The organism is Veillonella parvula (assembly GCF_036456085.1).
GTDB lineage: Bacteria > Bacillota > Negativicutes > Veillonellales > Veillonellaceae > Veillonella > Veillonella parvula_E.
Window position 1 is genome coordinate 39335 of sequence record NZ_CP138632.1, and the last position, 13574, is coordinate 52908.

A 13574-nucleotide genomic window follows, 5' to 3' on the forward strand; every position below is an offset into this window, starting at 1 on the left:
GCTAACATTAAAATGTGAATGATATTCAATGTCATTATATGTTAGTGAAGTGTATCTTTTTAATTTTTGTGTGGGAGATACAAGACATATGTTTAGTTATAAGTTTAGGAGGGCACAATGAACCGGTGGGGACATACAAAGCGTACCATAATCCTGTCTAGTGCAGTTGCCTTGTGGCTTAGCGCGCCTCTAGTGGTTTGGGCAGATAATGCGACTGTCACTACAGATGTTGTTCATGTGAAAGGCACATGGGCAGAAGAAGAAGCAAAATTGAACTCACAGCAAGTGCAAATCATTACCAAGAAAGAGATTGAAAAGAAACAGGCGAAGTCCGTCGAAGATATTATTTTTACACAAACAGGTGTATCTAGAACAGTTGATGCTATGGGACGTGTTGGCGTGTCCATTCGCGGTGCAGAAGCGCGTCACACTCTCATCCTCGTAGATGGTCAACCAGTGCTAGGTGATTTTGATAAGTACTCTGGTGCGGCAGATGAAGTACAACGTTTGGGCACAGAGAACGTAGAGAGAATTGAAGTTATTCAAGGTGCGGCTAGTGCTAAATACGGATCCGATGCAGTAGGTGGTGTAGTTAATATCATCACTAAAAAAGCACAAAAGAAACCATCCGTACAATTTAATGCTGAAGGCATGCGTCGTAAGAGCGATGGCGATGTGTTTCCATTCCAAAACTTCTTCATTCGTGCCGATTCTGGTCAAATGGGCAAATTAAAGGTTGGTTTATCAGGTAGTAAACGAGATCTTATGCCTGTTCTAGCATCTGTTAAACGGCGTGCCTCTGGGATGGCCTTTGATTATGCAAAACATAACTTCAAGCCAAATGTACTTCGTTACTATGGTGATGCGGCAGATATCGGTCTTGTAGCGACCTACGAGGCAAATGATAAAAACAAGGTGGAATTGCGACTTAATCGGTACACAGAAGATCTTGTGCGCGATGTTAAGCATTCCGACTCCGACTTAGAGCCACAACAACACTTCAAACGTACCGCAGATCGTAATACAGCTAACTTGCAATGGTCCTCTAGAGCTGGAAAGAGTGACTGGACTGTAGAAACTAATTACTCTCGTATTAAAGAAAATGACGTCGCCCTCATTAACTATACAGGTCGTTCCGCTTATGAAGGCTCTAATGAGTTGCGTTATATCGATAACATCGATCATCGTCAATTAGATATTCGAGTCAATGCAAATACGCAAGTCAATAAAAATCATTTGCTAAGCTATGGTGTTAGCTATGCTCGTGAAGAAGGTTCTGGTAGTCGCTTAAAGAGTTCTCCTAATACAAGTACGATGTACATTGATCCATGGGATTACGATAAAAGCTTGTTAGTAGACCGCCTTGATCGTCTCGTGCGACGTAAAGGCGATAATAGTATTAAAGTTTACTCTCACATCCATGACTATAAATTCATTAATTCCGGTGGCGGCATGCCGCAATGGGATATGGATTATGAATACTATGGGGCTGAAACAAAGGCACAAAAGCCGGGCATTACGTACGATGATTATGTGAATTATGGTTTATCGGAAAGCAGACTTAGTGAATGGTCAAGCACATCGCCGAATAATCAACCCGTAACGGATGAATTTAAGAAGCGATATTATGCTTTGGAAAATCGGTTGAAATCGGAAAATCCTGAAATGGCGGCACATCGTGCAAACATCGTAGGTGACTATTTTAAATATGGTGAGTCTAACGATCCAGAAATGCGTAAGAAAGCGCCTAAGCTAAATGGTAAGGCTTTCTTGGAAGAGTACCGTAATCGCGACCAACGCTTGACTACTGGTAGTGGTACGATTCGTAAAATAAACGCTTATATTTCTGATACATGGCAAGTCAATAAGAATTTAACATTGTCTCCAATTGTGCGTTTTGATAATAGTAGCTTGTTTGGTTCTAACGTATCTGCATCCTTGGGGATGACATATAACGTTAAGGGTAATACACATCGCAGATTTAAAGCCAATGTAGGTACTGGTTATACAGAACCTGGTATGGGCGAATTGTGGTATAACTGGGAAATGTATGCTTCTAACCCTGTAGGGATTGGGGTAGCAAAACTCGGTTGGTATTGGGCTGGCAATCCTAATTTAAAACCAGAAAAATCAGTCAATTTCGACATGAGCTTGGAAGGTGAAAATAAAAATACATATGCACGCGTAGGTGTATTCCATAACCGTATTAAGAACTATATGTCTGTATACTTCACTGGTGATTTTATGGACTTCGCACCATATCTTAAAGGTGATGCGAAATACCAACGTGCACCGGATATGATTTACAGCTTTAAAAATATTGGTAAAGCTGAAATTACAGGGTTGCAAGCGGAAGTACAGCAAAAATTCGGCAAATATTGGTCTGGTAAATTAGGTTATACATATTTACACGCCATTAACAAAAGCGATCCATCCATGCCACGTCAATTATTGGATAAACCAATGCACAAAGTTGATATTGGCATTACTTATGATAATCCTAAATCCGGTTGGAATGGCTCCATCTGGGGTGATTACTATATCAATATGCTTGATAGTAATACTCTTAATAACGGCGGTAACTACTGGCCAGATATCTTGTCTGGTGATGCAGGCGTTTATAAGAAACAAATGTATGAAAAGAAAACATTTGGCATTTGGAATGTAATGATTCAAAAACGTTTCAATAAAAATGCCATGATGTATTTCGGTATCAACAATATCTTTAACCATCGCGATGATGATCGTGCTACACAAGAACGCGTATACCGCATGGGTGTTAACCTTAAATTTGGTGGTGGCGATGGTAGTAAAACTACGGCCATCGGTAAAACTAAGCATGGTGCAAACGTTAATGCTACAGGTGCTAATGTAGCTAATGGTGAAGTGGTAAATTCTGAATCTGGTGTACAAAACGTAGCTGATGTAGTTCGTTTAACTGACTTTATTCGTTCTGATTTTGATACTACTAAAGAACGTGGTATTACAATGGTTGGCGACTATAGAGCGCGTTGGATGGCACATGATGGTTCTAATAGACCGCAATCTCCATTTAGAGCAAACTCTGCCATCGGTTCTGCAAAAGCCAATATGTACGATGCTAATCGTCATAGTTTTGAACAACGCTTACGCCTTGGATTTGATGCTCGACTCAATGAGTTCACAAACCTCAAAGTTATCGGTAGCATGAGTGGCATGAGTGGAGTAGATACAAGCTGGACAAAATCTGATTCCAAAGGTCTCAACCATCAACGACTTGATACAGTTGATCTTACAAGACGCGTTAAGAAATGGGACGTATCCGTAGGGCGTTTAACTGAGTCTATGGGCGTTAGTGGCTACTGGTTTGGTCAATCATATGATGGTGTTCGTGCTGTTTGGAATGGCCATGATTCTCAAGTTCGTATTGGTGTTGGTACTTTCAAACATAGTACAGGTATCACTGATTCTGCATATACACATGCAGTGCATAAAGTTATCTTTAGACCACCAACAGCAGCTGAATTGATTGGTATCAATCGTGATGATTATCCATATGATATCAACAGTGCTACAAAATCTGGTTCAGATGGTGAAAGAAAAGATTCTGATGCTCCGGCAGCACCAGATAGTCCTAATGGCATTTATGATTCGACTTATAAAGGCAAGACTAATAGCCTTTATTTCTATCAACAGCTTAAAGATTTGCAAGATGAATATGAAGCTTATAAGGCTACATTAAATCTAAATTGGAGTAATCCAAACCGCGATCAAGAAATTGAAAAGGCTAATGCTAAGTTAGCAGAAACACAACAAAAACAAGCTCAAGTTATGAGTCGTTTACAAGATATTCTTACAAAAGCATATCCTAAAGAGATGGCTGAGAAGAAATTCTCCCTCGATATTCCATCTGGTGGATATACAATGTACGAAATTACTAATAAGAAAACAGGGGAAAAACTCTATAAGACTGGTGATCTTATGTATAATGTGAACTCTCCGTTATACCCTGAATATCTAAAAGATAAGGCTAAAGGACTTATCGTACCTACTGATAATAAAGAAGCTTTGGTAAACCCTAAGAGTTATGTTGATAAACATGGTAATGAGATTAATCAATCCATTTCAGAAATTGCTAAATATAATGCCACAGATAATTGGAAGAATTATAATAATGGTTCACTTGATGAGGTTTGGGTAAAACAAGCTGATGGTACATTTAAGAGATCCTATGATTACTATGGTCAACCATCTAGTGATTACGAACTTACTGGTTTCTTAGGTGCTAAGACTTATAAATATGATAGTGGTAAATACGTATTTAGCGATTATGATGCTAAAGATGCCTTATATAAGAAGAACTTTACAATGTCCTATAACGATTATGGTGAAGGTGGTTCTTATTATGGTTGGGGCATGCCAAATGCTATGTATAACTATATGTATAATCTTGAAAATGTTGTACATGATGCAGAGTCTGAAAATAAATTACCACGCGAAGCAATTGGTAAGGTCATTGGCAACTTGATCAGAACAGAAGGTGTAGTTCTTGAAAAAGATACTGTACCAGCCATCGATAAGGCCGCATTTATTCAATACAAGAAACAAATTGGTGCTCGTCTTGGTTTACAAGCTTGGTACTTACGTTCCTTTGGCGGTAAAACACATACATATTTAAATGCTAATGGAAACAGTAATGATGAATACAGCTTCTCCAATGTAGCTCATGTATTTGGTATCGGTGCTAAGTATCAACTTGGTGCTAATGCAGCTGTTACGGTTGATTATGGTCAAAACCGTTCTAACCTAGGACGTTACCTCAATGGTAATACCGTATATCAACATGAACGTGGCACAGCAGACTTTACTCTAAAAGGTCACCAAATGGGCGGTACACCACACTTCTGGATGGCTCGTCTAGATATTGGGCGTGCTGATCTAGATGTTCCGAAATCTTGGAATGCGTTCATCGATTACAAATACTTTGAACATGGTTCCTTCTTCGGTGGCAATGGTACGGGCGCAGTACCTGATCGTTATTTAGATGGTGTTCGTAGCTTTACATTTGGTGCCGGTTATGTACCGCGTAAGGACTTGCTCCTTGAAGCATTCTATACATTTGATGCGAAGGGCACTAATAAACGAGATACTTTATATGGTAGTGAAAGCTTTAAGTTAGGCGATTATACACGAATTCAAGGGACCTATAGGTTCTAATGCTCAGTCTGTAAACAGGCAGAAAGGTTACAAATATGGAAAATTTAAATTATGTCATTCACTTATTTCATAGTGGTGGGTATGTAATGTATCCATTGTTACTCTTGTCTTTCATGGTTATCGCTATAGCTGCAGAACGTGCTTTCTTCTATCGTAAGTATGCAGGCAAAACATTTGTTGTAACTCATGCAGTAAATGAATTTGCAAAACTACAACGTTGGGATGAAATCGATAAAGTCATTAAAGAGAACCCTTCTATTGCAAGTCGTATTGCGGAAGCAGGTTTAAAAAATGATTCTAGTGAAGAAGCAATGAAGACAGCCTTTGCTGATCAAATGGGGGTTGATGCAGTTGGCTTCCGAAAATATATGGACTACTTAAGTGCAACAGTTACAATCTCTCCATTATTGGGCTTACTTGGTACAGTAACAGGTATGATTGGTTCTTTCAGTATCCTTGACTCCGGTGCGGGTGCATCTGCCATTACTGGTGGTGTAGGTGAGGCTCTTATCGCCACAGCATCTGGCTTATGTGTGGCCATAATGGCGTTTATCGTATACACAATCTTTAGTCATCGTTTGGATTCCATTATTAACCAAATTGAAAATATGTGTGTAAATATTGTTACAGCTAAACGAGAAGGGTGGAAATAGTTATGAACTTGCAAAGCTTTCGTATGAAAACTAAGCCGGAATTCATGATTATTCCAATGATTGATATCATTTTCTTCTTGTTGGTATTCTTCATGATGAACAGCTTGCAAACAGTGGCTCAAAAAGCCTTGTCTGTACAATTACCACAGGCTACTAGTGCTTCTGCACCGGCTCAATTACCAGTGGTTCTAACATTAGATGCAGAGGGTCATATTACGATTGATAACAAGCCAATGAGCATTGACGATGCTGAGGCAATGGTAAAACAACGTATCCAAGAAAACCCTAATGCTAGTGTTATCTTACAAGCTGATAAACGAGCGGCTCATGGTCAAGTAGTAGCAATCATGGACATGTTAAAACAATCTGGCGTTAAACGCTTAGCTATTGCAGCTGAACAGAAAGGATAACTATGGGACTAGGCATATCATGGAAAAAAGCAGCCATTATATCCGCCGTAGTTCATCTTATTGCTCTCTTTATTGCTGTAATCTTTTTTGTAGTGGTTCCAGCCATTCAAGAAATGGATACCTATGAAATCGACCTCACACAAAGTGTGCTCGATGATGGTGGCAGTGGACATGCTGGTGGTGGAGGCAACAGAGCCGATCTGTTCCCTAAACCATTGTCAGTAGATGAAGTAGCGGCAAGAACAAAGGCTGTTGTAGCAAATGTTGAACCATCTACCGCAACAGATATTCCTGATGCAGTAGATGTGGCAGCTAAAGCAAGCGAAAATAAAGGCAATACATCCGGTGATAATTCCGCTGTTGGTGGCACAGGCCCTGGATCTGGTGGCGGTTCTGGTGGTGGTCATGGTACCGGCGAAGGCACTGGCGTTGGTGATGGTAGAGGCCATGGTACTGGTACAGGTGATGGTACCGGTGAAGGTGATGGTCATGGTACAGGTAAAGCAGCGTTCAATGTAGAGGGCTTTTATGCAGCTGTAGATAGCCAAAAACAAATTCCTTATGCGGCTATTAAGCGTAAAATGAACGTAGATGTTACAATTAATGTAATGGCTAAATTAGATACTAATGGTAATTTAATAGACGTATATCCAACTAGTGGTGGGGATGAGATATTTGTAGAAGCGGCTCTTGATGCAGTGCGACGAGCGACTCCGTATCCAAATGAAACAGGGGATATACAACCAGTAGAAGTTCCTGTACACTTTGTAGTACAGGCCGATGGCGAAGATGAAGAAGAATAAATATATCTAAGTAATAAAGGAGATAAATATGAAATCTATTATTTTATATTCTTCCCTTACGGGAAATACTAAAAGTGTAGCGGAAGCAATGGCTTCCGTTATGCCTGAGGGAACACCTTGCGTTTCTGTAAAAGATGCACCTGAAAATTTAGCTGATTATGATACAGTATTCGTAGGTTTCTGGGTGGATCGAGGTACAGCGAATAAAGAAGCAGCAAAATTGATTGAAACTTTAAAAAATCCTAATGTGGTATTCTTTGCCACACTAGGAATGTATGCTGATTCTGATCATGCACGTGAAAGTATTGAGAAAGCTTCTGAATTGTTGCCTAACAAAGAAGCTCTTGTAGATGGCTTCGTATGCCAAGGTAAAATCGATCCTAAAGTAATCGAAATGATGTATAAAATGTTCCCACCTGGATCTGCACATGGGCAAAGCCCAGAGCGCGATGCGTTACATAAAGCGGCGGAAACTCATCCAGATGAACAAGACTTTGCAAATGCAAAAGAATTTACAAAATCTGTACTTGCAAAATTGCAAGCCTAATTTCTGAAAGGGGATTGGAGTATGAGTTTAGCAAGTTTCTTTGAGTCCATTCCGGAGAAACAACGCAATCTACAACTAGGTTTAGAATGCGATAATCCGATGAGTGGTGCATTTCCTCATAAACGGGTTGTTCATGCAGGCCTTAATGGTACGCTCGTTTCTCCAAAAGAAACGCAAGCCGTTTGGGATACAGTAATGAACGGGGCTCCTAAAAAGGGCGAAATGCAATGCGCTTACATTCATATTCCGTTTTGTAAGACAAAATGCACATATTGTGGATTCTTCCAAAACGGTACGAGTCAAAGTGTTGAAGACCAATATATTGATGGTCTAATTAGTGAATTAAAGCTCGCTAGTGAGCGTCCGAGATTAAAAGATGGTTTAATCCATGCCGTGTTTATCGGCGGTGGTACACCAACCTCTTTATCACCTACAAACTCTGAAAGATTGCTCAAAGCAATTAAAGCGTACTTGCCATTGGCAAATGATTACGAACTTACCTTAGAAGGTCGTATTCACGATTTAATTCCTGAAAATCTTGAAGTTTGGATGGCAAACGGTGTCAATCGTATGTCCATCGGCGTACAATCTTTTAATACAGAAGTACGTCAAATGGTAGGCCGTTTAGATACGAAAGAAACCGTATTAGAACGGCTAGCTGCTTTAAAAGCTTATGGTCAATGCTCTGTTGTTATTGACTTAATCTATGGCTTGCCTGGTCAAACCATGGAGGTTTGGGAACAAGACTTAGCAGATTTAGTAAGCTCTGGCGTTGATGGTGCAGACCTATATCAATTAAATGTATTTGATGGTAGTGATCTCAATAAAGACATTGAAAATGGGAAAGTTCCTGCTGCAGCAACAACAGCGATGCAAGGGGATATGTTCGAGTTCGGTCGACAATACCTAGATGCGCGATCTTATCGCCGATTGAGTGCCGCACATTGGAGTGCTAATAATCGTGAGCGTAGCCTATATAACACTCTAGCTAAATCGGGTGTCCCAATGTTCCCATTTGGTAGTGGTGCAGGTGGTAACGTCGATGGCTATGGCATGATGTTACATCGCGCATTAAAACCATATGAAGATATGGTAAGCCGTGGTGAAAAACCGTTTATGGCACTAATGAAACAAAGTGAATTACAACCTATCTTTAATCAAGTAGTAAGCCAACTAGAACAAGGTTTCCTCAATATTATGAGCTTAGTAAAGATGGATTCAAGATTAGATGAATTGAACTGGCTCTATAAATTATGGGAAGAACGAGGTCTTGTTATTTATAATGGTTTACTTTACAAATTGACTGCAGCCGGTGAGTTCTGGACTGTAAATCTTACACAAAGTACGTTAGAAGCTGTTGAATATATCTTGACTGGTAAGAACTCCTTCGCTGTAGAAGCAGTAGCGGCTCAGGATACAAAAACAACTTCTAAAGAGAATCCTAATCAACAAGTACGTGGTATTGGTCAAGGAAAAGCGAATATCTCTGTGCCAACGGATGAGGATTCTGAGACACAACGTAAAGAGGCTCTTATTACTAAGGCGAAAGCTGAAATTTCCAAGAGCGGTGCTTCTGGAGAGTCTGCAGAACGAATGGTGCAAGCTATGTACAATTTGAGCGCTGACGAAATTGAATATATGATGGAACGTATGATGTCCTAAACTATTATGTTACACCTCAATTCTAACAACCTCTGGGAATAACTAATTTATAATAAACAAGACATAATACGTAACATATAGGTGCTCTTTGTAGTACAAAGTAACCCCAGCCTTTGGTCTGGGGTTTACTTTTTATAGCGCGAAAGGTATTCTGTAGATATAAGACTTAAAGGGCTTTAAACAGTATAAGAATAGATATACAAACCTATAAGGCTATAAAAACTGATTACTGTTAAAATCATAAATTGATAAGAAAGATATTGAATCTATAAGATGTAAGTAATATTGCTTATATAGCTAATTGTAGGCTTAGGGGGTTAGTATGAGTACATGTCCTCAAAAAAAGATAGATATATTAGGTATTGGAGCTAGTACATTAGACCGTTTTATCGTGGTTGATCATTATCCAACAGGTCGTGAGGTGCAGCAAGTTTTATCCTCGACCAACGATGGTGGTGGACCTGTAGCAACTGCCTTGGCCGTTGCAGGTAAATATGGTGCACGTACGGCCATGATTGATAGTATCGGTGACGATATGGTAGGGCAGCATATTTTAGATGATTTCAAAAAATATAATGTTAATACCGATGCTATTCATATTGAGGGACAGGCAAAAAGTGGTGTCGCTACAATCCTCGTAAAGCATAGTACTGGCGAGCGTGCCGTATTTTTTGAGCGCTCTACTGCGCCAGAGCCAGTATTTTTAGATGCTCATAAGCAATTAATTAGAGATGCTTTTATGTTACATGTCAATGGACGGCATCGACAATTCATGCGTTCTGCCATGGCGTTAGCACAAGAGGTTGGTACTATTATCTCCCTCGATGGAGGTGCACAGCGCTACGATGAAGAGATGAAATCTATTACAGAGGCAAGTCATATTGTTATTGTTGCTCGTGATTATGCTGAAAAATATACGGGCGCTACTGATTTAGAAGAGGCTTGCCGTATTATTCATGAACGTGGCGCACTTATTGCAGGGGTTACGGATGGCGCTAATGGTAGTTATTTCGTATGGCCTGATGGAACTTTCTATCGCTGCCAGGCATTCCCTCAAGAACATGTAGTTGATACAACGGGGGCTGGAGATAGTTTTCATGGTGCATTTCTTTCAAAGCTTGTTACATTATTGAGTGAGTTAGCCGCAGTAGAATGGGGAGCGTCTTCTACATATGCTATAGATTTACTACAACATTGTGGACATTCTGATTTAGAAAAAGCTGCTATTTTTGCGTCCGCTGTAGCAGCTTTAAATACGCAAGGGATTGGTGGCCGTAGCCCTTTACCAAGTTTACAAGTTGTACATAAGTTAATGGGCTTGGAGTAAATAAGTATGTGGCACGATATTTCCCATTCTCATGTACAACGGTACATGCAACAAAATCCATATCGATTATTAGCGTTTAGCTTTCTAGGCGTCATGATTATAGGTACCCTATTGCTTATGTTACCGATGGCGAGTGCTCAGGGGCAAACGACGGCTCTTGTAGATGCCGCTTTTACAGCCGTATCTTGTGTTTCGGTAACAGGGCTGGCCACTGTAGATACTTATTATCATTGGTCTTTATTTGGTAAGCTTGTAATGGTTATCCTTATTCAGTTAGGTGGTTTAGGAATTGTATCTTTCACAACCATAATTGCTTTGCTTCTAGGTAAACGAGTAGGCCTTAAAAATCGTGTGCTTTTGTCCGAGGATGTCGGACAGGATGGTATGACTGGATTACTACATATTACGAAAAAGTTAACGCTTTATACCTTTGCTATTGAAATTGTAGGAGGCATAATCTATACGATTCAGCTATATCCTTATATTGGACAGGCTGCATTATATACAGGTATCATGCAAGCTATTTCCACCTTTTGTAACGCTGGATTTGTATTTTTTGATAATGATCTACCGTATGCCATGGTAGGGGACATATTATTTAATATCAATACGGCCGTGCTAATTGTGATCGGTGGTTTTGGCTATTTAGCGGCCTTTGACATATGGTCACACCGTAAGGTGAGACGATTTGTTGACTTAAAACTTCACACTAAGATTATGTTAGTAGGCACAGCGACTCTTATCCTATTAGGAACTATCATTTTTTTAGGTGTGGAATGGTCAAATCCAAAAACCTTTGGGTCATTACCGATTTGGAATAAAATAATGGCCTCTTTATTTCAAGCGATTACGCCGCGTACAGCGGGGATTGCAACGGTTGATTATAATGCATTACATCCAATTACCTTGTTTGTTACCATTATTCTCATGTTTATTGGTGCCGGCCCAAACTCTACCGGTGGAGGCGTTAAAATTAGCACCGTAGCAGTAACCATACTTGCATCGCGTACCTTGTTTAATAACCGTCCAGATACGGAGATTTTTGAACGTCGTATTTCATTAGTAACCGTGCTTAAAGCCAACGGGATTATATTTTTATCGCTCCTTCTTATTTTAATAGCCACATGTTATCTGGCCTGGGATGAGCCTTATGATTTTATCCGATTGTTATTTGAGGTTACGTCTGCCTTTGGGACTGTAGGCCTTACGACGGGAATTACGCCTGATTTATCTGAAAGCAGTAAATGGGTGCTGATGCTTGTTATGTTTACCGGTCGTGTGGGTGTTATGACCGTTATTGGTACATGGGCTCTTAGGACATCACCAACGAAGCCAATTGGGTATGCAGAAGAGAATGTATTGTTGTAATTGAGTAGAATAGTTAGCCTATCAGGAGATATAGCATGAAATATAAAACAATAGCTGTCATTGGTCTTGGACAATTTGGTACGACCATCGCCAAGATGTTAGCCTCTATGAATCATGAGGTTTTAGGTGTAGATATTAATCCAGAAATTGTACAAAAGGTTTCCCCTTATGTTACACATGCTATCGTAGCAGATACTACTGATGAAGAGGCCATTAAAGCCTTAGCTTTGAGCCAATTTGATATAGTTATTGTTGCTATTGGGGATAATATCCAGGCTAACCTTATGACTTCGATGTTGTTGAAAGAAATGAAAATGCCTCATGTGGTTTCGAAAGCTGAAAATGCACTCCAAGGTAAGATGCTCAAGAAGATGGGGGTAGATATGGTTATCTATCCAGAATACGATGTGGCACAACGGTTAGCTCAATCGTTGACACGAGAACATGTAATGGATTACTTACAGCTATCTAAAAGCATTAGCCTTATTGAAGTTGATATGCCAAAATTTTTGGTAGGCACCTGCTTAAAAGATTCTAATCTGCGTGAGAAATATAATCTTAATGCTGTAGGGATTAGACGTGGGGAGGATTTAGAGGTCCCTCCTAATCCGTTTACGATTCTTTCAGCAGAGGAAAAACTATTAATCATAGGAAATAATTCTGATTTAGATGCATTAACAGTGTAGTAAGTATACGAAAGAGATATAAATATATCGAAAAAATATGATATAATAAGATAGAATTCAGTATAGGCCATACGTATTCGTATGGCCTTTTAATATAGAAATGAAGGTTATTATGACAGAGGAACAATATATAACGGCGCTGACCAATAACCCACATGGGATTCGAAATATTCCAAATCCTACAGAAGCTATGCAACTTACATGTGTGGGACAAAACGGCATGCTGTTACAATATATTAAAGAACCTACTCAAAAGGTTATTGAAACGGCGCTTTCACAAGCACCACGAGCTATACAATTCGTTGAAAATCCTACAGAAGAATTGTTAAAAGCCTTAGTGGAAAAAGATTGGGCGGTTTTAGAATATATCAACAATCCGTCTGATACATTAATAAAAAGTGCGTTAGCTCAATCAGGTTGGGCTATTCGCTATATTGCGAACCCATCTGAAGAATTGCAATTAGAAGCGGTGAAGGCGAATTATGATGCCTTACAATATATCAAGGCCCCAAGCGAAGCTGTGCAGTTACAAGCCGTGCAAGAGAGTTACTTAGCCTTGCGCTACATTGATGAGCCTAGCGTAGCTGTACTAGAAGCAGCAGTAAAGCAAGATCCACAGGCAATGCGTCAGATTACAAATCTCACTAAGGACTTGGCTTTGCATTTATTTAAGGTAAGTGCGGCTATCGTCGGTTATATACCTAATACATTGGGCGTTACGGTAGACGAAATCAAAGATATAATTCTAGATGCCATTTCTAGGGATACCGTTGATGAAGACTATGTACGCGAGTTAATCAATAATAAAGCTATCGGTGGACGTCAATCCAAATGGCCTATTGATATATTGTCACTTATTGATAGGTATGGTACTAGAAGTGTTAAGAAAATTGCAGTAGGCGAATATTTGAAATATTAGAAC

10 protein-coding genes are annotated in these 13574 nt (G+C 39.7%); all 10 read left to right on the forward strand.

The features are described from left to right. Positions 1-117: 117 nt before the first annotated feature. Complete coding sequence (locus tag PK1910_RS00160) at positions 118-5196, forward strand: TonB-dependent receptor plug domain-containing protein (protein WP_287511351.1); 5079 nt, start codon at positions 118-120, stop codon at positions 5194-5196. A 35-nt stretch (positions 5197-5231) separates the two neighbouring features. Continuing rightward, on the forward strand, positions 5232-5849 hold the full coding sequence (locus PK1910_RS00165; protein ID WP_004696674.1) for a MotA/TolQ/ExbB proton channel family protein: 618 nt from the start codon (positions 5232-5234) through the stop codon (positions 5847-5849). Between the two features lie 2 nt (positions 5850-5851). Beyond that, complete coding sequence (locus PK1910_RS00170; RefSeq protein ID WP_004698605.1) at positions 5852-6259, forward strand: ExbD/TolR family protein; 408 nt, start codon at positions 5852-5854, stop codon at positions 6257-6259. A gap of 2 nt (positions 6260-6261) precedes the next feature. Continuing rightward, positions 6262-7062, forward strand: a complete 801-nt coding sequence (locus PK1910_RS00175) for an energy transducer TonB (RefSeq protein ID WP_331298972.1) — start codon at positions 6262-6264, stop codon at positions 7060-7062. 28 nt (positions 7063-7090) lie between these two features. Continuing rightward, positions 7091-7609: a flavodoxin family protein gene (locus PK1910_RS00180; RefSeq protein ID WP_021148425.1), complete on the forward strand. Its 519-nt coding sequence runs from the start codon at positions 7091-7093 to the stop codon at positions 7607-7609. Between the two features lie 21 nt (positions 7610-7630). Beyond that, positions 7631-9271 (forward strand): heme anaerobic degradation radical SAM methyltransferase ChuW/HutW, encoded by a 1641-nt coding sequence (gene hutW, locus PK1910_RS00185; protein ID WP_331298974.1) that lies wholly within the window; start codon positions 7631-7633, stop codon positions 9269-9271. A gap of 322 nt (positions 9272-9593) precedes the next feature. Then, the gene (locus PK1910_RS00190; RefSeq protein ID WP_287511347.1) at positions 9594-10598 is read left to right on the forward strand and encodes a carbohydrate kinase family protein; all 1005 of its coding nucleotides are present in this window, start codon (positions 9594-9596) and stop codon (positions 10596-10598) included. A gap of 6 nt (positions 10599-10604) precedes the next feature. Then, on the forward strand, positions 10605-11966 hold the full coding sequence (locus PK1910_RS00195; RefSeq protein WP_287511346.1) for a TrkH family potassium uptake protein: 1362 nt from the start codon (positions 10605-10607) through the stop codon (positions 11964-11966). 35 nt (positions 11967-12001) lie between these two features. Then, positions 12002-12652 (forward strand): potassium channel family protein, encoded by a 651-nt coding sequence (locus tag PK1910_RS00200; RefSeq protein WP_008601569.1) that lies wholly within the window; start codon positions 12002-12004, stop codon positions 12650-12652. A gap of 112 nt (positions 12653-12764) precedes the next feature. Then, the gene (locus PK1910_RS00205; protein ID WP_287511344.1) at positions 12765-13571 is read left to right on the forward strand and encodes a hypothetical protein; all 807 of its coding nucleotides are present in this window, start codon (positions 12765-12767) and stop codon (positions 13569-13571) included. Positions 13572-13574: the final 3 nt, after the last annotated feature.

What these genes read in the sequence shown, in the direction of transcription:
- PK1910_RS00160 (WP_287511351.1), top strand. Translation starts at nt 118, where the DNA reads ATGAACCGGTGGGGACATACAAAGCGTACCATAATCCTGTCTAGTGCA.
- PK1910_RS00165 (WP_004696674.1), top strand. Translation starts at nt 5,232, where the DNA reads ATGGAAAATTTAAATTATGTCATTCACTTATTTCATAGTGGTGGGTAT.
- PK1910_RS00170 (WP_004698605.1), top strand. Translation starts at nt 5,852, where the DNA reads ATGAACTTGCAAAGCTTTCGTATGAAAACTAAGCCGGAATTCATGATT.
- PK1910_RS00175 (WP_331298972.1), top strand. Translation starts at nt 6,262, where the DNA reads ATGGGACTAGGCATATCATGGAAAAAAGCAGCCATTATATCCGCCGTA.
- PK1910_RS00180 (WP_021148425.1), top strand. Translation starts at nt 7,091, where the DNA reads ATGAAATCTATTATTTTATATTCTTCCCTTACGGGAAATACTAAAAGT.
- hutW (WP_331298974.1), top strand. Translation starts at nt 7,631, where the DNA reads ATGAGTTTAGCAAGTTTCTTTGAGTCCATTCCGGAGAAACAACGCAAT.
- PK1910_RS00190 (WP_287511347.1), top strand. Translation starts at nt 9,594, where the DNA reads ATGAGTACATGTCCTCAAAAAAAGATAGATATATTAGGTATTGGAGCT.
- PK1910_RS00195 (WP_287511346.1), top strand. Translation starts at nt 10,605, where the DNA reads ATGTGGCACGATATTTCCCATTCTCATGTACAACGGTACATGCAACAA.
- PK1910_RS00200 (WP_008601569.1), top strand. Translation starts at nt 12,002, where the DNA reads ATGAAATATAAAACAATAGCTGTCATTGGTCTTGGACAATTTGGTACG.
- PK1910_RS00205 (WP_287511344.1), top strand. Translation starts at nt 12,765, where the DNA reads ATGACAGAGGAACAATATATAACGGCGCTGACCAATAACCCACATGGG.